This window comes from Proteus sp. PR00224, from assembly GCF_016238105.1.
In the GTDB taxonomy this organism is placed as follows: Bacteria; Pseudomonadota; Gammaproteobacteria; order Enterobacterales; family Enterobacteriaceae; genus Proteus.
Genome location: NZ_JAEHQU010000009.1, coordinates 20473 through 43080 on the forward strand (window position 1 = coordinate 20473; position 22608 = coordinate 43080).

19 protein-coding genes are annotated in these 22608 nt (G+C 40.3%); 6 read left to right on the top strand and 13 right to left on the bottom strand.

The annotated features are described in order from the left end of the window. Positions 1–7: 7 nt before the first annotated feature. From fixX to fixA, 4 genes are read right to left on the bottom strand one after another with little or no spacing between them, the layout of a single operon-like run. Positions 8–295, bottom strand: coding sequence for a ferredoxin-like protein FixX (gene fixX, locus JEP71_RS14480; RefSeq protein ID WP_023582978.1), 288 nt, complete (start codon positions 293–295; stop codon positions 8–10). Beyond that, the gene (gene fixC, locus JEP71_RS14485; RefSeq protein ID WP_198620541.1) at positions 292–1584 is read right to left on the bottom strand and encodes an FAD-dependent oxidoreductase FixC; all 1293 of its coding nucleotides are present in this window, start codon (positions 1582–1584) and stop codon (positions 292–294) included. The genes fixX and fixC overlap by 4 nt, the downstream gene beginning before the upstream one ends. Positions 1585–1641: 57 nt before the next feature. Continuing rightward, positions 1642–2580 carry an FAD-binding protein gene (locus JEP71_RS14490; RefSeq protein ID WP_198626452.1) on the bottom strand — a complete coding sequence of 313 codons (939 nt, stop codon included), beginning with the start codon at positions 2578–2580 and terminating at the stop codon, positions 1642–1644. An 11-nt stretch (positions 2581–2591) separates the two neighbouring features. Beyond that, positions 2592–3365: a putative electron transfer flavoprotein FixA gene (gene fixA, locus JEP71_RS14495; protein WP_198626453.1), complete on the bottom strand. Its 774-nt coding sequence runs from the start codon at positions 3363–3365 to the stop codon at positions 2592–2594. Positions 3366–3965: 600 nt separating this feature from the next. On the opposite strand from fixA, the gene caiT reads away from it, so the two are divergent. From caiT to caiE, 6 genes are all read left to right on the top strand, one after another. Then, positions 3966–5480, top strand: coding sequence for an L-carnitine/gamma-butyrobetaine antiporter (caiT, locus tag JEP71_RS14500; RefSeq protein WP_196532892.1), 1515 nt, complete (start codon positions 3966–3968; stop codon positions 5478–5480). Between the two features lie 41 nt (positions 5481–5521). After that, on the top strand, positions 5522–6664 hold the full coding sequence (gene caiA, locus JEP71_RS14505; protein WP_099074590.1) for a crotonobetainyl-CoA dehydrogenase: 1143 nt from the start codon (positions 5522–5524) through the stop codon (positions 6662–6664). A 69-nt stretch (positions 6665–6733) separates the two neighbouring features. Continuing rightward, the gene (caiB, locus tag JEP71_RS14510; protein WP_198626454.1) at positions 6734–7954 is read left to right on the top strand and encodes an L-carnitine CoA-transferase; all 1221 of its coding nucleotides are present in this window, start codon (positions 6734–6736) and stop codon (positions 7952–7954) included. Positions 7955–8029: 75 nt separating this feature from the next. Further along, a complete protein-coding gene (gene caiC, locus JEP71_RS14515) occupies positions 8030–9586 on the top strand; it encodes a crotonobetaine/carnitine-CoA ligase (protein ID WP_198626508.1) in 1557 nt (518 codons plus the stop codon). A 77-nt stretch (positions 9587–9663) separates the two neighbouring features. Then, positions 9664–10449 carry a crotonobetainyl-CoA hydratase gene (caiD, locus tag JEP71_RS14520; protein ID WP_198620545.1) on the top strand — a complete coding sequence of 262 codons (786 nt, stop codon included), beginning with the start codon at positions 9664–9666 and terminating at the stop codon, positions 10447–10449. Between the two features lie 39 nt (positions 10450–10488). Further along, on the top strand, positions 10489–11082 hold the full coding sequence (gene caiE / locus JEP71_RS14525) for a carnitine operon protein CaiE (protein ID WP_198626455.1): 594 nt from the start codon (positions 10489–10491) through the stop codon (positions 11080–11082). 71 nt (positions 11083–11153) lie between these two features. Here the strand turns inward: caiE and caiF are convergent, their stop codons facing one another. The 9 genes from caiF to JEP71_RS14565 all read right to left on the bottom strand — a co-directional run bounded on the left by caiF (position 11154) and on the right by JEP71_RS14565 (position 22573). Next, positions 11154–11546, bottom strand: coding sequence for a carnitine metabolism transcriptional regulator CaiF (gene caiF / locus JEP71_RS14530; RefSeq protein WP_100158920.1), 393 nt, complete (start codon positions 11544–11546; stop codon positions 11154–11156). Positions 11547–12118: 572 nt separating this feature from the next. Next, complete coding sequence (gene fsa, locus JEP71_RS14535) at positions 12119–12781, bottom strand: fructose-6-phosphate aldolase (protein WP_109373285.1); 663 nt, start codon at positions 12779–12781, stop codon at positions 12119–12121. A gap of 289 nt (positions 12782–13070) precedes the next feature. Further along, the gene (locus JEP71_RS14540; protein ID WP_198626456.1) at positions 13071–13697 is read right to left on the bottom strand and encodes a lytic polysaccharide monooxygenase; all 627 of its coding nucleotides are present in this window, start codon (positions 13695–13697) and stop codon (positions 13071–13073) included. A 366-nt stretch (positions 13698–14063) separates the two neighbouring features. Beyond that, positions 14064–16919: an RHS repeat domain-containing protein gene (locus JEP71_RS14545; RefSeq protein WP_198626457.1), complete on the bottom strand. Its 2856-nt coding sequence runs from the start codon at positions 16917–16919 to the stop codon at positions 14064–14066. A gap of 31 nt (positions 16920–16950) precedes the next feature. Continuing rightward, positions 16951–17232, bottom strand: a complete 282-nt coding sequence (lysC, locus tag JEP71_RS17775; RefSeq protein ID WP_420094326.1) for an Rz1-like lysis system protein LysC — start codon at positions 17230–17232, stop codon at positions 16951–16953. Next, entirely contained in the window at positions 17123–17479 is a 357-nt protein-coding gene (locus tag JEP71_RS14550) for a hypothetical protein (protein ID WP_198626458.1), read from the bottom strand. The genes lysC and JEP71_RS14550 overlap by 110 nt, the downstream gene beginning before the upstream one ends. Next, on the bottom strand, positions 17476–17865 hold the full coding sequence (locus tag JEP71_RS14555) for a M15 family metallopeptidase (protein ID WP_198626459.1): 390 nt from the start codon (positions 17863–17865) through the stop codon (positions 17476–17478). Before JEP71_RS14555 ends, JEP71_RS14550 begins: the two co-directional genes overlap by 4 nt. Then, a complete protein-coding gene (locus JEP71_RS14560; protein WP_109373279.1) occupies positions 17862–18179 on the bottom strand; it encodes a phage holin family protein in 318 nt (105 codons plus the stop codon). Before JEP71_RS14560 ends, JEP71_RS14555 begins: the two co-directional genes overlap by 4 nt. Positions 18180–18241: 62 nt before the next feature. Further along, entirely contained in the window at positions 18242–22573 is a 4332-nt protein-coding gene (locus JEP71_RS14565) for a SpvB/TcaC N-terminal domain-containing protein (RefSeq protein WP_198626460.1), read from the bottom strand. Between the last annotated feature and the right edge of the window lie 35 nt (positions 22574–22608).

Below are 22608 nucleotides of genomic sequence, written 5' to 3' on the forward strand. Positions count from 1 at the left end.
CGAGCCGTCATCCGTAACGATATTCCACGCCAAATGTACCGCGTGGGTATTCCCATTTTTCAAGCGCACTGTCTAAACCGAGAATTCGACAAGTTCCACATTCTAAACAACCAGCATAATCAAAACTGATAGTGCCATCTTCTTGTTTTTTATAAAGACCCGCAGGGCAGGCTTTAACTAAGGTTTCTAGCACCTGCATATCGGGTTGCTCTTTGACGACGATATGTGGATTTTCCTCATCGACATTAAATTTATTGATGCCTAATTTGACATCGACATTTACGGGAGAACTCATATTGCTTTTGCTCCTTTGATCCCATCTTTGATTAGGTTCATCCAGCCGACCTTTTTGGTATGACGCATTAGGGTTTTACGCATAGGTACTGGCGCTTCACCCGTAACAGTAAAGAGATCTTTGGCAATACCAACGACCATTTCAGGATAAGCGGTGAACATACGAGGGTTATCAAGTAAATCAGGCATACGCTGATAGGCTTTCATATCGCGTAAAGGACCATCTTCTAAATGCTTGAGATATTCATTTAGCGTTTGTTTGCTAAAATCATTTTTCTCCATTGCCGATAGCACGGTTTTTGCAGCAGCTTCGCCGGAGGCCATCGCTAAATCCATGCCACGAATAGTAAAGCCAAGGTTCATACACATCCCTGCTGCATCACCAGCAATCAATACGCCATCACGTACTAATTCGTGTTGCATTCTTAACCCAGCTTCAGGAACAACGTGCGCACCGTATTCCACCATTTTTCCGCCTTCAATCAGCGGTGCGACAACGGGATGCTGTTTAAAATCTTCTAGCATTTGTGGTACCGACTTTTTAGCGTCTTTAATATGGTGAAGCCCACACACCAGACCTAAAGAAAGCGTGGTTTTATTGGTATATAAAAAACCGCCCCCCATTAATCCATCGGTAGGCGAACCCGCAAATAACCAAGCTGCACCTTCATTATCTTTTAGGTTGAAGCGGTCTTTAATCACACTTTCAGGGAGTTCGATAATCTCTTTTACGCCTACCGCCACATTTTCGGCCGCAACACGTTTGGTCATGCCTAGTTGTTCAGCCAAGATGGAATTCACACCATCAGCAAGGATCACTGCTTTGGCTTCTAACACATCACCATCGGCTTCAACGCCAACAATTTTGCCATCACGCTCGACTAACTTATCAACACGAATGCCTGTGATACATTGCGCACCCGCGTTTTCGGCTTGCTCCATTAGCCATTGGTCAAACTCACCCCGTAATACAGACCAAGAGGCCGTTTTTGGGTTATTCCCTTCAGCATTTTGGTAATCAATCGTCATTGCGCCTGTTTGCGTCATAAATGACAATTTTTCATGAGTGATCACGCGTTCAACAGGCGCTTCTTGCGCAAACTCAGGAATGATGCGCTCAAGGGTATGTGCATACATACGACCACCGGTTACATTTTTCCCGCCAGCGTAGTTACCTCTTTCTATTAGCAATACTTGTGCGCCTTCTCTTGCTAAAACAAGAGCCGCCACAGATCCTGCTAATCCTGCGCCAACAATAATGGCATCGAAAATATCTTCGGAATCGGACATAACATCTCCAGAATTTGCGATAAACAGCAGAGAAGTTCCCTTCCCTGCTTAAATAAATCAGTTAGATAATTGACGAGTTAATGCAGGTAGAACCTTCATTAAATCACCGACAATGCCGTAGTCAGCGAATTGGAAGATAGGTGCATTTTTGTCTTTATTAATAGCAACAATGGTTTGAGCGCCATTAGCGCCGACCATATGTTGAATTTGTCCTGAAATACCCGCAGCTAAATAGAGTTCAGGTTTCAGCATCAGATTGGAAATACCGACATAACGCTCGTGTTCCATCCACTTCTCATTTTCAGCAACAGGACGAGAACAGGCGATTTCAGCACCAATGGCTTTAGCGAGTTCTTCTGCAATAGCGATATTTTCTTTGCTGCCGATACCGCGACCCACGCTGACAACAAAACGCGCTTTGTCTAAATCAACGGCATTGATTGCGCGTGGTTGAACTGAATTGCGAACGATGGTTTGAGCTGGGGCAATCCATGCGACTTTTTGTGCTTCACCTGTAGCGTCAGTTTCGGGTGCAACATCAAAAGCACCCACGCTTGCAGTTACAACACAGTAAGGGGTTTTCAGGGTTTCATCACCAAAGGCAAGACCACCGTAAACCATATGTTTTGTCACAAGAGAATCACCGTCTGCTTTTAAAGATTGTGCATCATTAGACACAACCGCCTCTAAGCGATGACCTAAGCGAGCGGCTAATAATTTGCCACGGCGCGTGTTAGGCAGTAGCACTAAACCTGCATCGCCTTTCTGTTTGATGGTTTCAACCATGCTTTGTGCATAGTCTTCAATAATGCGATCGTCAGGTTTGCCTTCTAATTGGAAAACGGCTGTTGCACCTAATTTAAAGGCAGCAACGCTTTGCTCATCATTCAATGTAAATACATTGATAGATTGTCCTAATGAAGAAGCGCCACCCATTAATTCTGGTAAACGGGAAAGTGCATCACTAAATACCCAAACAGTTGAAAACTGGCTCATAACTCCCCCTATTACTTAAGAATTTTACGTAAATGTTCTGCTAACTCAGCAATCTGCTCATCGCCATCACCTTCAATAATGATGCGTTGACGAACTTTCTGTTTCGGCGCAGCCACTTTTTGTTCTGAACGTGCAGTAATCGCACCCAGACCAAGATCGGCAACACTCCATTGCTGAACAGGTTTCTTGGCGGCGCCAAGAATGGCTTTCATCGAAGGAATTTGAGGAGTGTTAATATCGGTAGATACCGCAATAACAGCAGGTAATGGAATTGTCAGTGTTTCGATTTCATTTTCTAATTCACGCTCAACCGTAATTGAATCATTAGAAAGAGAAACAATTTTGTTAATACCATTTATTGCTGGAATATTTAGGATTTCACCCACCAGCAAGCTAACTTGTTGTGAACTTAGATCCGCAGATCCATCACCACAAAGAATTAAGTCATAACCTTTTTTAGCCGCAGCCGCAGCCAGTGCAACCGCCGTTTGATAAGGCAGAGAGGCTTCAAATTGGTCATCAACTACAACCACTAAATCGTCAGCACCACGAGAAAGAACGTCTTTGCGTGCTTTCGCATTTGTCAGTGATTTACCACCAACACTCATTGCCGTGATTTGAATGCCCTCAAGTTGAGTTTTAAGCTGATTAGCGGCTTCAATCGCATTTAAATCATATTGGCTGATTTTGGTGTTAGCACGAGAAAAATCCAGCGAACTGTCTGCGCTATTTACCGTAATATCCTGCTCATCGGGAACACTCTTGTAACATGTAATAATATTCATTACATCTCCTGAAATTAATAAATAATGTCATTTACTCTGGCAATGTAATATAGAATTAACACAATTAAGGGTTTAAAAAATTAAACCTAGGTCACCAATATTGAACATTATTAAATAATGAATCGATAGGTTTCAATATTGCCAAATACATCACCAATATTGAAATTAATTTTAATTGAAGTGAATAACTTTCAATATTGCTACTTTGATCAACAATATTGAAGGTAATAAGCATAATGTTATTTAACGTTCAATATTGCCACCGAGATCAACAATATTGAAAGACAGAATATAACAACCCTATTACATACCAGCTGATAGCGATAACTATCAATAAGTTACAATGAAAATAAAACGTTATAAAACGTAACATAAAATCGACAAAAAGAATAGTGTGAAGTGAATAACAGAATAGATTTCTTATAATATCCATCATTCTTTATCATTAATGGATTTATGGATTAGCCAATCACTTTATTTTTCTATTATGATGAAAACTCAATAGACGAAATAGATAGAATTAAACTCAAATGCTTTATTAGATATTAGGAATTAACACTACTTAAACTTCTGCGCTAAATATATTTGGAAAATTTACCTATGAGCAAAGATAATAAAAAGGCTGGAATAGAACCGAAGGTTTTTTTTCCGCCATTAATCATTGTTGGTATTTTATGTTGGTTAACGGTACGTGATCTTGACGCTTCAAATGAAGTGATTAACGCCGTATTCAGCTATGTTACCAATGTCTGGGGTTGGGCCTTCGAATGGTATATGGTCATTATGTTCGGGGGTTGGTTTTGGTTAGTCTTTGGACGTTATGCCAATAAACGTCTTGGGGACGATAAGCCAGAATTTAGTACCGCAAGCTGGATCTTTATGATGTTTGCGTCTTGTACATCCGCAGCCGTCCTCTTCTGGGGTTCGATTGAAATATACTACTACATTTCAAGCCCTCCTTTTGGAATGGAAGCTTACTCAACTCAAGCAAAAGAAATTGGTCTAGCTTATAGTTTGTTCCACTGGGGTCCTTTACCTTGGGCAACTTATAGTTTCCTTTCTGTTGCCTTCGCTTACTTCTTCTTTGTTCGCAAAATGGAAGTTATCCGCCCAAGTAGTACCTTAACGCCATTAATCGGTGAAAAACACGTTAATGGTATTGTGGGTACTATCATTGATAACTTCTATCTCGTTGCGTTAATTCTGGCAATGGGTACTAGCCTTGGTTTAGCAACACCGTTAGTTACTGAATGTATTCAATACTTATTTGGTATTCCTCATACCTTGCAATTAGACGCCATTATTATCTCTTGCTGGATCTTATTAAATGCAATTTGCGTGGCATTCGGTCTGCAAAAAGGGGTGAAAATCGCTAGTGATATTCGTACTTACCTGAGCTTCTTAATGTTGGGTTGGGTGTTTATCGTCGGTGGTGCGAGCTTTATCGTCAATTACTTCACCGATTCTGTCGGTACATTGATGATGTATATGCCTCGGATGCTGTTCTATACAGACCCTATCGGCAAAGGCGGATTCCCTCAAGGCTGGACCGTTTTCTATTGGGCTTGGTGGGTTATCTACGCCATTCAAATGAGTATCTTCTTAGCCCGTATTTCTAAAGGTCGTACTGTTCGTGAATTGTGTTTAGGGATGGTTTCCGGTTTAACCGCAGGGACTTGGTTAATTTGGACAATCCTTGGTGGTAACACCTTACAACTGATTGACCAAAACATTCTCAACATTCCACAACTGATTGAACAATACGGTGTTCCACGCGCCATTATCGAAACATGGGCAGCATTACCACTAAGCACAGCGACAATGTGGGGCTTCTTTATCCTCTGCTTTATTGCCACTGTCACCTTAATTAACGCCTGTTCTTACACACTGGCAATGTCCACTTGCCGCTCAATGAAAGAAGGCTCTGAGCCACCTTTATTAGTACGCATCGGCTGGTCTGTGCTGGTTGGTGTTATCGGCATCATTCTATTAGCACTTGGTGGTTTAAAACCAATTCAAACCGCCATTATTGCTGGAGGATGCCCACTATTTTTCGTCAATATCATGGTCACCTTGTCCTTTATTAAAGATGCCAAAGTACATTGGAAAGACTGATCCGCTATACGCAAAGAATGACACATTAAGAGGTTATTAACATGGATTTTAGATTGAATGATGAGCAGGAACTGTTTGTTGACGGTGTCCGCGAATTAATGGCCAGTGAAAACTGGGAAGCTTATTTCGCCGAGTGTGATCGCGAAAGTAAATACCCAGAGCGTTTTGTCAAAGCCTTAGCGGATATGGAAATCGACAATCTGCTTATCCCTGAAGAGCACGGTGGATTAAATGCGGGTTTTGTCACTGTTGCGGCTATTTGGATGGAGTTAGGTCGTTTAGGTGCGCCAACTTACGTGCTTTATCAATTACCAGGTGGTTTTAACACTGTATTGCGTGAAGGCACACAAGAGCAAATCGATAAAATTATGGCGTTCCGCGGTACAGGTAAACAGATGTGGAACTCTGCAATTACAGAGCCGGGCGCAGGTTCAGATGTCGGTAGCTTACAAACGACTTATACCCGTAAAGATGGCAAAGTTTACCTTAATGGTAGCAAATGCTTTATCACCAGTAGTGCATACACCCCTTATGTTGTCGTGATGAGCCGTGACGCAGCATCACCTGATAAACCTATCTTCACCGAATGGTTTGTGGATATGAGTAAGCCGGGTATCAAAGTAAACAAGTTGGAAAAACTGGGTTTACGTATGGATAGCTGCTGTGAAATCACGTTTGATAACGTTGAGCTTGAAGAAAAAGATATGTTTGGCCGCGAAGGTAACGGCTTTAACCGTGTTAAAGAAGAGTTCGATCACGAGCGTTTCTTAGTGGCACTCACTAACTACGGTACAGCAATGTGTGCATTTGAAGATGCCGCTCGTTATGCCAACCAACGTGTGCAATTTGGTGAAGCTATCGGTCGTTTCCAACTTATTCAAGAAAAATTCGCTCATATGGCGATCAAACTCAATTCAATGCGCAACATGTTATATGAAACTGCATGGAAGAGTGACAACAACTTAATCACTTCTGGTGATGCTGCAATGTGTAAATACTTCTGCGCAAATGCGGCATTTGAAGTGGTTGATAGCGCAATGCAAGTGCTTGGTGGTGTTGGTATTGCTGGCGAGCACCGTATTTCTCGTTTCTGGCGTGACCTTCGTGTTGATCGTGTGTCTGGGGGTTCTGATGAAATGCAGATCCTGACATTAGGACGTTCAGTACTTAAACAGTATCGCTAATTAATCACGAATAACTCTCTCATCACTCGGTGAGAGAGTTTTCACTCAGACCACTTACGAGGTGACGCTATGACAGAACATTTACCAATGCCACAATTCGGCCCACTTTCAGGGGTTCGTGTTGTGTTTTCAGGAATTGAAATTGCAGGGCCATTCGCAGGACAAATGTTCGCAGAATGGGGAGCTGAAGTGATTTGGATTGAAAACGTTGCATGGGCTGATACCATTCGCGTTCAACCTCACTACCCTCAACTTTCTCGCCGTAATTTACATGCACTATCGTTAAATATCTTTAAAGACGAAGGTCGTGATGCATTCCTAAAATTAATGGAAACCACCGACATCTTTATTGAAGCCAGTAAAGGCCCTGCCTTTGCACGTCGTGGTATTACCGATGAAGTTTTATGGGAGCATAATCCTAAATTAGTTATCGCGCATTTATCGGGCTTTGGCCAATATGGCGATCCGCAATACACCAACTTACCCGCTTATAACACTATTGCTCAGGCATTCAGTGGCTACTTGATCCAAAACGGTGACAAAGATCAGCCAATGCCTGCTTTCCCTTATACCGCAGATTATTTCTCAGGAATGACCGCAACCACTTCCGCTTTAGCGGCACTGTATAAAGTTCAACAAACAGGCAAAGGCGAAAGTATTGATATCGCCATGTATGAAGTCATGTTGCGTATGGGGCAATACTTCATGATGGATTATTTCAATGGTGGCGAAATCTGTCCTCGTATGACCAAAGGGAAAGATCCGTACTACGCAGGCTGTGGGCTTTACCGTTGCCAAGATGGTTTTATCGTGATGGAAGTGGTGGGTATTACTCAAATTGAAGAGATCTTCAAAGATATCGGCCTTACACATCTACTGGGTACACCAGAAGTTCCAGAAGGCACTCAACTTATTCACCGTATTAATTGCCCTCATGGTCAATTATTCGAAGATAAGTTAGATGAATGGTTGGCAAAACAACCGATTACTGACGTGCTGCAACGCCTGTCTGAACTCAATATTGCCAGCGCTAAAGTGCTGACTATTCCTGAGCTTGAAGACAACCCGCAATATGTCGCACGTGAGTCTATTACCCAATGGCAAACCATGAATGGCGAAACCTGCAAAGGGCCAAATGTGATGCCGAAATTCAAAAATAATCCGGGAAAAATCTGGCGTGGTATGCCATCTCACGGCATGGACACTGACGCTATCTTGAAAAACATCGGTTATAGCGACGAACAAATCAGGGGGCTGGTCGATAAAGGGCTGGCTAAAATCGTAAAGTAACACCGTAAAATTCAGACACAGCACTCCTTTCAAATCGTGTCTGAATTCACGGCAAAAGTATGGGATAACAGTTTAATGGATGTGATTGGCAAACAAAACTTACGTCAAATGTGGGATGATTTGGCAGAGGTTTATGGCACAAAAACAGCGCTAATTTTTGAATCCGCACAAGGACTCGTGAGACAATTTAGCTACAGTGAATTAAATGAAGAGATCAATAGAACCGCAAATCTTTTCCATGCTGGTGGCATAAAAAAAGGCGACCATGTTGCCTTACATCTTGATAACTGCCCTGAATTTTTCTTTTGCTGGTTTGGGCTGGCAAAAATTGGTGCTGTAATGGTGCCCATTAATGCGCGCTTTATGTATGAAGAGAGCGCATGGATAATCAATCACTGCCAAGCCCATTACGTGGTCACTCGTGATCATTTCTATCCGATTTACCAACCTATGTTGCAGGATGAACAAAACCCTTTAACGCAGCTGTTTTTAATTTCTGAAAATGCGATATCTACTGAAAAAGGGGTTGTAGATTTTTTAAAAGAAAAAGCCAAACATCCTGTTACGCTTAATCATCACACCCCATTAAGTGTGGATGATACTGCTGAAATTCTTTTCACATCGGGCACCACATCGCAACCTAAAGGTGTGGTTATCACGCACTATAACTTACGCTTTGCGGGTTATTACTCATCATGGCAAAACGCATTACGGGAAGACGATATTTATCTTACCGTGATGCCAGCATTTCATATTGATTGCCAATGCACGGCATCACTCCCTGCTTTTTCTGTGGGTGCCACCTTTGTTTTACTCGAAAAATACAGTGCAAGAGCCTTTTGGAAGCAGATCCTTAAGTATCAAGCAACAGTAACAGAGTGCATTCCAATGATGATGAGAACCTTAATGGCACAGCCCGTTTCATCAGAAGAAAAGCAACACAAATTACGCGAAGTGATGTTCTATCTCAATCTCGCAGATGAAGAGAAAGACGCCTTTATTGAACGCTTTAACGTGCGATTACTCACCTCTTACGGCATGACAGAAACTATTGTTGGTTTAATCGGTGATAGACCTGGCGATAAACGCCGCTGGCCGTCAATCGGTAGACCTGGTTTTTGCTATCAAGCTCAAATCAGAGACAAACAAAACAACGAAGTGCCTGATGGCGTTGTGGGTGAGATCTGCGTAAAAGGCGAACCAGGGAAAACCTTATTCAAAGAGTATTACAACCGACCTGATGCAACAGCTAAAGCATTAGAGCCTGAAGGTTGGTTACATACTGGTGATTATGGTTACCGAGACGATGAAGGTTTTTTCTATTTCGTTGATCGCAGTTGCAACATGATCAAACGTGGAGGCGAAAACGTCTCTTGTGTTGAGATTGAAAACATCATTAGTTCACATCCCAAAATTCAAGATGTGGCGGTTATTGGTGTACCTGATGATATTCGTGATGAAGCCATTAAAGCTTTTGTGGTGCTCGTTGAAGGTGAAACCTTGAATGAAGAAGAATTCTTCCATTTCTGTGAGCAAAATATGGCGAAATTTAAAGTTCCCTCCGCGGTTGAATTTAAAGAGGGTTTGCCGCGTAATTGCTCAGGAAAGGTGATCAAAAAGCATTTGAAATAAGCCATAGGTCGGTTTTAACAATCACCCAATAACCTCAATCATAAATGCTTATTTTTGATGACGAAAAGGAATACAACATGAGCCAATCATTACACCTAACAACGCGTGGTTCAGTACTTGAAATTGTATTAGATAGACCAAAAGCAAACGCTATTGATGCAAAAACCAGCCATGAAATGGGTGAAGTTTTTCTGCGTTTTCGAGATGATCCAAGCTTACGTGTTGCCATTATTACGGGCGCGGGCGAACGCTTTTTCTCCGCAGGTTGGGATTTAAAAGCTGCCGCAGAAGGTGAAGCGCCTGATGCAGACTTTGGTGCGGGAGGTTTTGCGGGTTTAACCGAGCTTTTTGATCTCAATAAACCCGTCATTGCGGCCGTTAACGGCTATGCTTTTGGTGGTGGCTTTGAATTAGCGCTCGCCGCTGACATGATGGTTTGTTCAGACAATGCTTCTTTTGCCTTACCAGAAGCGCAATTGGGCATTGTCCCTGATAGTGGTGGAGTCCTGCGTTTACCAAAACGTTTACCGCCTGCTATCGTCAACGAAATGCTAATGACAGGTCGTCGTATGAATGCAGATGAAGCACTTCGTTGGGGTATTGCAAACCGTGTTGTCAGTTCTGCTGAATTAATGGATAGCGCACGCGAACTCGCCGATCAAATCGCTAATAGCGCCCCATTGGCTGTAGCGGCTTTAAAAGAGATTTATCGTGCCACCAGCGAGCTTTCTATTGAAGAGGGCTACAAATTAATGCGCAGTGGCGTATTAAAACATTACCCAAGTGTTTTACATTCAGAAGATGCCACAGAAGGGCCTCTTGCCTTTGCTGAAAAACGCACACCTGAATGGAAAGGACGGTAATTATTGTTAATCTCGATAATACAACAATGAGGAAAACTGATGAGTATCTACGCGTTTGAAGGTCTTGTTCCTGTGGTTCATCCAACAGCTTATGTTCATCCATCTGCTGTATTAATTGGTGATGTGATTATTGGTGCTGGCGTTTATATCGGTCCTCTAGCTTCACTAAGGGGAGACTATGGACGCTTGATTGTTGAAGCAGGCGCAAACCTTCAAGACGGTTGTATCATGCACGGTTATACCGATATGGACACCATTGTGAGAGAAAATGGACACATTGGGCATGGTGCAATCCTTCACAGTTGTATTATCGGGCGTGACAGTTTAGTCGGTATGAATAGCGTGATTATGGATGGTGCCGTCATTGGTGAAGAAAGTATTGTTGCCGCCATGAGCTTTGTAAAAGCGGGTTTTAAAGGGCAACCGCGACAAATGTTAATAGGAAGCCCTGCAAAACATGTGCGTGATATTACTGATCAAGATATGGAGTGGAAACGGATGAACACCCGTGAATACCAAGATTTAGCGGTACGTTGTCGCCAAAGCTTGGTAGAAACAACACCTTTAACGGCGCCTGAACCTAATCGCCCACGTTTACGTGGCACAACAAACGTTAAACCTAAAGGTCAGTAATAAATGGCGACAGGCGTCATTAACGCCTGTCGAATTTATTCGATTTTTTGAGTAAAACTTAATTTCTCAGATTAGCGACGTTGCGATTTCGACAACATCCATTGCCATTTTTGCTCATGGTTTAATCCATGAGGGATCATCGTTGCCAATTTTTCAGGTGAACTTTGACTGCTTTTACCTTGAATATGTCCTTTTATGCGAGAATAAAGCTGAGGATCGATATGACTCACTTTGATCATACGTTGGCATTGGCAACCTCTGCCTTCAAGCTGATTAGGCACGCTTTTTGTTTCACATTCAATTTCTTTTACATCAGAAAGAATGTAAGAAACGATATTAATCGCATTGCATTGAGGAATATCGAATTTTTTCGCGATCTCTTTTGCACTTACCCAGCGCTCTTGCTCTTGAACCCAATCAGCAATTGACAGATAGAGTGGTTTATTCATGTATTCTTCACACATATTTACTCCAGTATCACAAATAAAGTTTTATTTATCGCTAAATAAAGATAATAACTGAATATGTTAATTATCATTGCACCGCGGAGTATCGGTTTTCCCTGTTAATATAGGTAAGTTAACTACCCCATCAATATAATATTAGTTTATTTTTAACAACCAAACTCTTTAATTAACACACCTGTCACAATTTATTATTTTGTTATTAAAGCAAAAGTAATAACAATTAAACCGAGTAAAAACAAAAAATTAATTAAATATTAAAATATAAAAAACACCTCAAGCAACCAACAATAACCTATTGATATAAAAAATATTTTTAACAACAAAACAAAAAATAAATAGATTATATTAATAATCCATTTATAGACTAACATTATAGTAATAGATCTAAATTTAGATTGCCAGAAAGGTGGCTTATTATTAGATGTAAATCAATAATCGTTTATTTTAAGCTATATTAACCTAGTTATTAATACATTAGTAAAAGTGAAGATAAATATCTACATACGCAAAAATCGATAAATTAAGTGCCATATAGCGATATAGCACTTAATCTCATATTATTAATTTGATTATAAAGAACGACGATCAAATGCAGTTTGCCAATCGTCAGCAAATCTATTCACAGCATCGTCAACCACAGGTGAACGGATAATTGAGTAAGCAAGCTCAATCGGTAATGTCACCGAAGAAGCCCCTGCTAATAAACAATCGACCACTTGACGTGGTGTTTTAAAACTCGCGGCTAGGATTTTTGTGGGTAAATTATGCATGGTAATCAGCGTTTGTAATTCCTTTACCACTCTAACCCCATCAGAACCTTGTCTATCCATTCGATGTACATAAGGCGCAATATAGTCAGCGCCTGCTAATGCCGCCATTAAACCTTGAGAAACACTGTAAATCGCCGTGCCTAATACCAGCATATTTTTTTGTTTTAATTGTTTAATGGCAACTAAACCTGCTTCAGTAACCGGTATTTTAATCACGGTATTATCGGCAATATTCCCAAGATGCAATGCTTCTTCAATCATGGTGTCCACATCACTGGCAATAACCTGCGCAAATAGACGACCTTTACCGCCCATAGCGGCTTTTAATTCAGGTAATAGGGTTTCAATATTTTGTGCGGATTTAGCAATAATGGAAGGATTGGTGGTCACACCCGCAATAGGAAGAACTTGAGAGAGTTTTCTGACTTCGTCGATATCCGCTGTATCTAAATAGATTTCCATAATCGCACCTTAATGATGTTGGTTTTAAGCTAAATAATTATAGATATAGCATAGAAAATAACATTGTGAGAGGTGGATTTCTAGTCGATTTAATGAAAATAGCGCCTATGTTAAGGCGCTATTAATTGAATAACGATAATAAATAGTTATTTTTTTATTTAATAAAAAATATGAGCTCTAATCTAAATTTAAAATTTAGATTGAGAATTTATTTATATTTGAAAATAAATAGTATTAAAAATAATACTATTATTGATATTAAATAATTATTTACATTAAGTTAAATTTATTACTCTTTAAATTCAGCATCAATCACTTGATAAAATGCATTCCCTGTATCTGCAATATCCCAAACTCCTAAAATAACTTGATACCCCGTTCTTTTTGGTATATTGCAGTTTAATTCTACTGTTTTCATTGGTACTGTTCCATTATCAAATCGCTGACAAAAAGGGGTTAAATCAAAATCATCTCGAGTAAGCGGTTTATTGACATCCCACTCCGGTTTAGTAATAAAAAACCGCCATGAAGCGGTACTATGTGGGGCTGTTAATGTCCATTTAAAGGTATATTCTCCGCTTTTTATATCAACTTTATGCCAACGGTCGGCACTTTGTTGATTTAATTGAGAAAATTTAGCATTTCCTCCACTGGCAATTTTGCCATTTTCAGGTCCATCTTTAGGAAAGCCTTGAGGTCCTTCAACTGATTGAGGCTCATATTCTACAGGACCACAATTTTTATTAAATTTTATATTATTACTATTAGGAATTGTAGTTCTACATAACACTGCACGGCTTGGTGGTTTATCAATATAGCCATGTTTTAATGTGACATCCTCTGATGCTGTTGAAATAAAACCCGCTGATGATAATAATAATGTTGCAGTAAATACCATAAGTTTATTTTTCTTCATAATAAAGCCTCAATAATTATTAATAAATGTTTTTAAATATAATGATTGCATCAATCACATTAGATATTAGTCGAAAATAGATAATTGAATATCTATTTATATTTGCGAGCGATATCGCCATTTAATTTAATATAAAACCGGGACTAAAACCGTCAATTTATTTTATTAGATATACGATTTATTATGAAAATAAAATATAAATAAAATAAGTTATTAGCCATATTTTTAATACATTTTTATTTAGAATAACAATTACACTTAAGTTAAATGCTTCATATGAACAAGTAACATTGTCAGTAAGGGAATTCTAGTGTGACTATTTTATTAAAAAAGACCAAACCTTAAATAAGGTTTGGTCAATAACATCTATTTTCTTAGAAAAGTCGAATTATAAATATCATATTTAGGAGAGTTATCTGAAGAACGGCAAAATGAACAAGTGATCGTCTTATAACTTAAACCTTTAGTTTTTAATCCATACAAAATGTGTTCTAATGAAGTCTGCCCCGAAGATTTATCTAAGGTTAAAATATCTGATCTCAGCGTTGGCTCTTTATATCCGATTTTTTCAGCATAGCGATTCAGTGATATCGCATTACCATAAACTGTATCGTCATAATCCATATCTGGAACTAATTGATAATTTTTCACTTTATTAGGTTCACTACTTCCTGTTATGCCTAGCACACCTTGTGTTGTGAAGATATCTTTGGCATTTGTTGTCTTAGCCTTAATATATTTATTTGATACTGAAGCAAACGTATAATTGCGCTTTGTCGCTACAGTGACAATTGCAGGCTCTTCGATTGATAGAACGGTATCATGAGGACTAAGAAAATTGAGTGTAACTCCCTTTGGTATATTTATATCATTTGTCTCAGCATTAAAAGCGCCATGAGCAAAAATAATGAGATTTTTTGACAGACCCTCTTGTGTTGAGTACAGTTTAAATTTCATCTTCTTAAATATTTTAAACTTGCTAACTGTATAATTTTTATCCCTTTCAATATCCCGTTTATCGAGCGAAGATTTTTCATAAATAAACGACTCTATTGCAGAGTTATCTTTTATTGTTGTTGCCACCTTAGATTTTGTTGGTAATCCATGCATAAGATACTCAACAGAGCTTTTATCGCGCCCACTCCCCCTATTAAAAATACGAGAAAACCATTTTGGCATTCGCCCATCTGGATCATGCAATGTCACTGGGTTATTGCGCACCATGCGGTATAAATTAAGCCCATCCACCGTACCCGCAGGGTCTGCACTTAGCCAACGACCAATCCACGGTTGATAATAACGATAACCGTAGTAATAAAGCCCTGTTGCGTCTTTTTCTTTACCTGAATAACGAATAGTTTTGTAATCTGCTTCTACCGCATTTTCACTAGACCAAATCGCTGTACCGCCATAAGGGTAATACTCTTCATAACTGACTAATTGTCCTTTGCCATCCGTTTCTAATCCACTGTTGCCAATACCGTCATCATAGCTATAACGCAGTGAGTTATTTTCAATTCCTTTCGGTGAGCCAATTTCCCAGCACAGTGCCCTGACTTTGGCACTGGTGCCCGCGTTGATTTGCACAACGGCATATTTCTCTTTAATAGCACTTGCACTCACCTCCCATTGTTCAATATTCGGTAAATAGTGCGTAGTGACTTTTTCTAAATCACCGTTAGCAACTTTACGCCCGCGTATTTTCGTCACACGTTGGCTCGCACTATTATATTGATAGGTTTCACCCTCAAACAAATGCCCATTCTCACTGATATTATTTGTCGCTTTCAGATGATTACGGCTATCCCAAATAATGGCATCACCATTTAACAGCTTGATTAAATTACCACTCTCATCAAAATAGCTATCTACGTTTTGAGGTTCTGAACACTGTGACTTTAATAAGGCGCGATTAGTTTTATTAGATACGGTAATATCTTGGGTAAAATTTTGTTGCGCAATAGCGGAGTTATGGCGAATTTGCGTTAAATTACCACCTCTGTCATAAGCGTATAAACGGGTATAATTGGTATAGCTTTGTGCATCTTTCACTAACGTGGTAATAGTTTGAGATTGCATAGATGCGGGTGTTTGCTGATTGGCAGATTCACGACCTGTTGCACTCACTAATTGATACAGAGAGTCATACACATAACGATTTTCAGGCACGATTTTCTGATTACGCCAGTAGCGAGTCGCTTCAGCATCATTTTTCAGACAAATAATATTGCCGACAGGATCGTACTCATAACGCAGATCTTGCATAATCTTCGCACCCAAAACATGCCCTTGAGGACGCTGGGTTTTGACATGCAACAAACGTTGGGTTTCAGGCTCGTATTCATAAGTGGTAACTAATCCATTACCATTCTCTTCACGCAGTTTTTGCCCCGCTGCTGAATAAGAAAGTGAACGCAAAATAGTTTGTTCAGATTGCCCTTTTAAGGTCAACCAAGTTTGTTTTACAAATCCTGCAATATCATAGGCGATACGGCGTTTATTCCCCTTTGCATCCGTCTCTTCTAATACCGCGCCTGTTGCATCATAAGTATATTGAGTGATAAATTTTTCAGCTCGCTCAATACTATCATCTTCATTATCTGAATCCCAGTTAATATAACTACCGTAATATAATTGTTGCGTTTCGGATAACACGGCTCCTAATAATGAAAAGCTATCGACTGTTTTTTTTCCTGCGGTATCATAATGTTCAATACATTTTCCTACCTGATTTTGTACGATGCCTTCATCTAATCCTTGTCCCCATTTAAATTTTTGTACTACGGCAATACTGCTTTCACCCAGTGTTCCTTCTTTGACTTGTTCTAAATAGCGCTCAAAGCGTTGATCTGAATATTCATAAGTTGTAACAGTACCTTTGCCATTAATCTGTTGTGCAACAGTGCCTTCAATATCATTGAGATTAACGTGATTGCCATTATCAACACCTTGTGAAAGTGACAATGCGCCACCTAAACTGATTGTTTGCTGAATATTGGGTTGAATAGAGGCGTCTGATTGTTGTGTTTTATACAATCTTGCATCAATACTGCGTTCTAAATAACCGCGCGCATGATAATGGTGGCGCGTAATACGCTCATCCGTTTGGTTAATTGCATCAGGATGACGGCAATAGCTAATTTCACGGATTGTTGATCCGCGATTATCACGAACCACCACCGTTGGCGTTCGTGTATGTAATTGTTGATTTGATTTATTCATAAATCTTTCCTTAAATTGTTTTGTCAATTTATTAACTTGTTGATGATAATAATGTTTCTATCGCCTTTTTATCAGTATTGCATTTTTCTAAAACCAATATTAAACGTGCCACATAATCAGGGTAATCTCCCCACACTTGCACATTAAAAAACGGTGCTGAGCAAGGCTGTAACAGGTGTGAAGGCACATATTTCTCAGGTACTTTAACGATGATTGAAGGCGTTTTGCTGCAACTGGATAACAGCGTCAGGCACAGGCTCATTAGCACAAGGCGTTTGAGCCAGAAGTAACCGTAACTCTTGGCGTATAGCATGATTTTCTTCCTCTAAATAACGTTGTTCCTCTTGTTGGTGCGTGAGTGTTTCAGAGACTTTTTCTGCTTGCTCGTGCCATTGAATTAATTGTGATTGCAATGTACGTTGTTGATATTCAAGCTGACTATTTTGCTCTGAAAGTCGATTAATTTGGTTGTATTGATAGCGAAGTACTAATAAAGCAACAACAATCATGATCGCTATCCCCCCTTTAATACCTAAACGTAAAAAAGCACTCATATTCATGGATATGCTCCGCGACATAATTCGTAATGAGGGCCATCACGAAAAGAAACCCAATCGCCTCCCCAATTTATCGAAACGCCCAATTGATGTGCGGCTTTCTTCATCGCTTTTGATACTGATTCAAACGCTGACCAATCTTGCCAAGGAATAACACCATTCACTAACGGGACAATATCCACGGCATGACCCGTTAAATGACGACTATTGAGGGTTTTGCTTTTACCTTCTTTCATCAACTCTTTTTGTCGAATCAATGAACGCACACCTTCAATAACAACAAAATCATATTCACTGAATGTCAGTGCCAGATAAACAATACGTACTAAATCTTGATGTACGTCGTTTAGGTTGTTTTGGCTACGTTGACTTAATGTATAGGTATTCATTTAGGCTCCTTAAGATTGTTCATGCCAAAAATACGATTCCATAGCCAAATCAATGTCGTGCTCCCCATTGATCCAAAAAGCCCTGCAATCATGTAAGACATATAGCGACTTGCACCACTTTCAAAACTTAATAATCCGCCTAATAATCCTGTAAACACTGAAATCACGATCTGGCTACCAATGCCACACCAAGACCACTTAATTTGTTTTTGTCTAATTTCCATTAAATACCTCACGATACCTCCCCAGGCTGAAAATCCACCGATAATCATCCAAGCCAGCGCATCGCTTTCAGATGGGATTGCTACCAGCATAATAAAATTCCTAAATAGAGCGGATTAAACGACATTGTTAATTAATCCGCGTAATAAATAACCTACACTAAGGTGTCATTTTCATCTTCCTGAACCACAAACCACGGCGTCATCATCGTATGACGGCGATATTGTTTTGCAGTAATCACTTGATATAAACGGCCTAATGCATCGTAATAATGGGTATCCGCAAAACGATTAGGTTGAGATGAACTTTCCGAAACATAACGCCAATCATTCAGAAAATAAGGCTGATAAACGCGCTTTACATTCCCTTTGTTGTCATATTCGGTTTCACCTGAAATTGCCCAACGTGTTGTGGTACTTTTTTGTTGTGCCTGTTGTGCACGATCAACCACTAACTCACCTTTTTCACTACGCAAAAAGGACTCACCCGCTTCCACTCTGACAGAAGTTTGCAGTAGGCGTCCCAAACCATCGCTAAAGGCGATTTGTTGGCGAATTTGCTGTTGTGGATCGCTGTCATAACGGTCTGTCATGATTTGCAGCGCGTGAGGTGGCATTTTTGAGGATGCTGACATCCAACTGTCAGTCACATACACAGAACCAGAAGCAATAGGCAGTGTTGATGTCAATGCTAACGCTTCATCAACATTCGTTGGCATCACAAAAGATTTATCGCTATAACCACTTTGTTTACCGTTTTCAGTGCCTGAAAAACGGGTTGTAGTGACTCGTCCAAAACCATCAAAGGTCACCTGATGAATATTTTTGTTTTCATCAGTAATAGAGTTAGGTGATAAAAAACGCCAATCATAAGTAAGATGGAAATCTTGTGTATTTAAAGGTGACTCTTTCCCCATTAACACACAGAATTGCTTATCCCATAACAGTATATAATCGCAAGAAAGCTCAGATTTTTTATACACTAAAGGCTTATAAAATTGTGCTAATGAACCATAGGCTTTGATACCTAATAACGGTTTTACCCACAGTTTTTTGCCTTTTTCTGATGTGTCTGCAAATAAGTAATCTTTTTGCTGATAACCCGCATTTTTCATCACTTCATCCAGTTTTAAATCTGGATAAGGTTGTGAAATGATTTTGGCGGTTTCTTCGTCTAATTCTGCGGTTTCGCTATACGCTAAACGCACAGGGAAATCGGGTTCTGCTAATGTCGCATTACCACTCGCATCCAGATAAGCAAGCTGTTGTTGCCCAGCAAATACCAAAGCTGATTTTTGCGTGAGCAAATTATTACTCGCTAATAAGGCTTCGACATTCAGGCCTTCTTTCGGCTGTTTTTCCGCACCGAATGTCCAACGATCTTGGCGACTGGCGTTGGTGATCGCGAGCTGATAAACCTGTTTTTCAGGATGAACAATATGATGGCAAGTCTGACGCGATAAACCTAAACGCAATGTATGTTGTTGCTCATCATAACTTGATGCCCATAACGTTTCAGGCAAGCTTTCATAATGCTGATAAGGATTTTTTGCACCTTTAGCGCGTCTTGGATAATCAATTGCAACCGCTTTGGTCACAACACCATAGGCGTCTTGCTCTAATGTGATTTGTTGATGACAAGACGGATCAGCTGCAATTCGTTCATAATGGTATGTACGACTTTCCACCACTGAAGGCATCACCACGGGTGAGCGCCCTTGCGCTTCAATTAAACGCACTTGCGGGCGTTGTTCCGTAACGGTATAAGGCACATCAGATACAACGATATTGTCTAATCCATAGACCTCTTTTCTGAACAGTTGACCTTGCAGTCCACGTTCAAGCCAATAGGCGTGTTCTTGACGCACTGTGTTATCACACGCCTTTTCGTCGCTCCCTTCATCTTGGGTAAAGCGTGGTGAGAAGTGAGGAAATGCCACATTATCGCCTTGCCAAAACTCATTAAAAAACTGGTTATCAACTAAGGATTTACCCGTTAAAAACCACTGACGCGTTAACACACTTGGCGTTTTATCCGTGGTGTTTTCTTCACTTTTAAATAACTCGGCATTAGTGGCTTCTACACAGCCAAAACCACGAAACTCTTTTTCTTTACCATCCCAAACACCATGGCGATAATTTAGAGTCTGTGTGAAACGGCTTTGGGTAATTTCATCCACCGTTTCAGTTTTCCAAAGCGTATGCAACGCGAAAGGTAAGTGGCTAACCGCTTTAGCTTCATTTTGTTGTTGGCGAGTTGATTTTTCATCTAACCAATATTGCGCCGAACTACGGTAATGCAAATTCTGAATAAGCCCCATATTGTTATTAATGGACGTTAATAACCACGGCTTTTTATTTTGTAACGAAAGCACCCAATGCTGTGGTACAGGATACAATTTCGTCAATAAAATACTGGCCACACCAAGACCTTGCACATCCGCCACTTGTAGCTGGCAATGGCTATCAAAACGCACATCTTTAGGTAATGCGATATCATCACCACGTACAAATTGATTGCCACTTTGGTTAAAATACACTTCTAAGTGGGTCGATTGGGCGTAAATAATATCCGTTGTGCCACTACCATCTAAATCCGCTAAATAGAGTTGATTAGGATTAAATTTGAGACGATCCGCAGAAAAACCAGGAATAGTAATAGGTGAACTAAATTTACCCTCACCTAAATGCACCCAACAGGTTACACCTTGATAATCCACTTTAATTAGATGTTGTTGACCTGAACCCAACACGTCACTAAATGCCACTAAGGTACGTCGATTAACGTTTTTAATCGGCAACGTCACCCCTTCTGTTTGCATCACCTCTTTGCTTTTTTTCCAGCCTTGCGCAGAGCCCGCATAAAGACGAATACTGCGAGGACCAATTAAAGCTAAATCAGCAAAACCACTGCCTGTTAATGAAGTAATTTCAGCGTTAGGATGAAAATATTCTATCGGTAGCGCATCAAGTGGCACAAAGTTGAGCCAATTTTCTGCCTTTGTTTCATCTTGGGTGTAATAGCCATTCACCTCACCTTGTGTGACTAACCATTCCAGTTTTCCATCACCCGTGACATCGGTCAGCATGGCTGAATTTCGCAATGACGGAATAACAGGAAGTTTTTTCGCTTTATCCCATGTTATGGCATTAGGATTTTGCTTATCTTCTTTTCTAATCGGTGCGCGATACCACCAAGCACCGCTATCTTGATAAAGTACCCCCGCAAGCCCTTCGCCAAATAGATCGACATATTGATAAGGTTGTTGTGGCGTAAATGATGCAAGTTCCTCAAGTGATTGCCACTGTGCTTGTTGAGTCGCACCGACCCTCTGCCAATCAAATTTTACTGGCGGTAATGTCACTAACGATTGAGTGTCTTTATTGTCATTAAACGCTGATTGTTGTGCTGAAACTAAAACAGTACCTGATGTTGACTCATCGTAAGTGAGCGTTAATCTGGCAACCAATTCTGGAGTTTCTGCTAGTGCGGTTTGTTTTTCTAAACTTTCAATACGGTGATACATCAGCACTTGGCGACATAAACGACGAGTACGAACTTCAAAACCGTAATGGAAAAGTGAAAAGCAGTCTTTACGCAATGCCCATGTTGAATTGCTCTGCCACTGAGGATAAGTTGCTAATGCACTACTGCGCTCACCGTAATCAAACACCAACGTAAATAACGCATTGTTAGGTAAGGTGTTATCCGTTTTCGTACATGAAAAAGCACGCTCACCGATAGAATTACCGTAATAAACCTTATCTAAATAACGTTGTGTATTGGCATTGGTATGTGATTGAATTTCTTGTTTATCGCAGCCTTGTTCGTCTTCAGGGCGATAGTGATATTCAATTTGTTCACCTGTTGCTGAAACTGAAGCATTTAGGTTCCATTGGGCGATATACGCACTGTTTTGGCTATCTACAATCTGTGCTGTGGTTTCATAACCAAATAAATGTGCATCCCCATCTGCGCTATACATTACCCAAAATTGGGTTGGTGTATTCGCTGGTGCTTTGCTGTCATTGAGTGACCAATATTCGAAACGACTAAAGCTTTTTTCAATACGAGAACGATACGTCGTCACTTGATATTGATGAGCGAGTTTTACGCCAAGTAACTCATTACGTTGTGCTGTTTCAATTTCGCCTTTCTTATTGATAATTGGCACAATCACTTCACCTTCAGACCCAACAAATTCATCTTGCTGAGTATAAGTAGGCACGCCTTTTGAAGTACGACGACGAATCGACATCACACCCACAGACCAGCCAAAACCAAACGTGCCATTACCGGCTTGATTTTGATAACTTAGGCCTAAAGAAGGGGCATAACCACGACCTTGGCTAATGGGCAACGGCAAGCTAAAAGTGGCTGCACCATCAGGGCCAACGGCGCCCATATTGCCGGTTAATCCTGTGACTGCACCGCCCCCTTTGGGTAAATTTGGCGCATCAAAGGTCAATTTCTCTGAATTTTGCATGTAGAACTCCTGACAGGCTCCCTAAGGAGCCTGTA

Coding starts and splice junctions, on each gene's coding strand:
- fixX (WP_023582978.1), bottom strand. CDS start 295: ATGAGTTCTCCCGTAAATGTCGATGTCAAATTAGGCATCAATAAATTT.
- fixC (WP_198620541.1), bottom strand. CDS start 1,584: ATGTCCGATTCCGAAGATATTTTCGATGCCATTATTGTTGGCGCAGGA.
- JEP71_RS14490 (WP_198626452.1), bottom strand. CDS start 2,580: ATGAGCCAGTTTTCAACTGTTTGGGTATTTAGTGATGCACTTTCCCGT.
- fixA (WP_198626453.1), bottom strand. CDS start 3,365: ATGAATATTATTACATGTTACAAGAGTGTTCCCGATGAGCAGGATATT.
- caiT (WP_196532892.1), top strand. CDS start 3,966: ATGAGCAAAGATAATAAAAAGGCTGGAATAGAACCGAAGGTTTTTTTT.
- caiA (WP_099074590.1), top strand. CDS start 5,522: ATGGATTTTAGATTGAATGATGAGCAGGAACTGTTTGTTGACGGTGTC.
- caiB (WP_198626454.1), top strand. CDS start 6,734: ATGACAGAACATTTACCAATGCCACAATTCGGCCCACTTTCAGGGGTT.
- caiC (WP_198626508.1), top strand. CDS start 8,030: ATGGATGTGATTGGCAAACAAAACTTACGTCAAATGTGGGATGATTTG.
- caiD (WP_198620545.1), top strand. CDS start 9,664: ATGAGCCAATCATTACACCTAACAACGCGTGGTTCAGTACTTGAAATT.
- caiE (WP_198626455.1), top strand. CDS start 10,489: ATGAGTATCTACGCGTTTGAAGGTCTTGTTCCTGTGGTTCATCCAACA.
- caiF (WP_100158920.1), bottom strand. CDS start 11,546: ATGTGTGAAGAATACATGAATAAACCACTCTATCTGTCAATTGCTGAT.
- fsa (WP_109373285.1), bottom strand. CDS start 12,781: ATGGAAATCTATTTAGATACAGCGGATATCGACGAAGTCAGAAAACTC.
- JEP71_RS14540 (WP_198626456.1), bottom strand. CDS start 13,697: ATGAAGAAAAATAAACTTATGGTATTTACTGCAACATTATTATTATCA.
- JEP71_RS14545 (WP_198626457.1), bottom strand. CDS start 16,919: ATGAATAAATCAAATCAACAATTACATACACGAACGCCAACGGTGGTG.
- lysC (WP_420094326.1), bottom strand. CDS start 17,232: ATGCTATACGCCAAGAGTTACGGTTACTTCTGGCTCAAACGCCTTGTG.
- JEP71_RS14550 (WP_198626458.1), bottom strand. CDS start 17,479: ATGAATATGAGTGCTTTTTTACGTTTAGGTATTAAAGGGGGGATAGCG.
- JEP71_RS14555 (WP_198626459.1), bottom strand. CDS start 17,865: ATGAATACCTATACATTAAGTCAACGTAGCCAAAACAACCTAAACGAC.
- JEP71_RS14560 (WP_109373279.1), bottom strand. CDS start 18,179: ATGCTGGTAGCAATCCCATCTGAAAGCGATGCGCTGGCTTGGATGATT.
- JEP71_RS14565 (WP_198626460.1), bottom strand. CDS start 22,573: ATGCAAAATTCAGAGAAATTGACCTTTGATGCGCCAAATTTACCCAAA.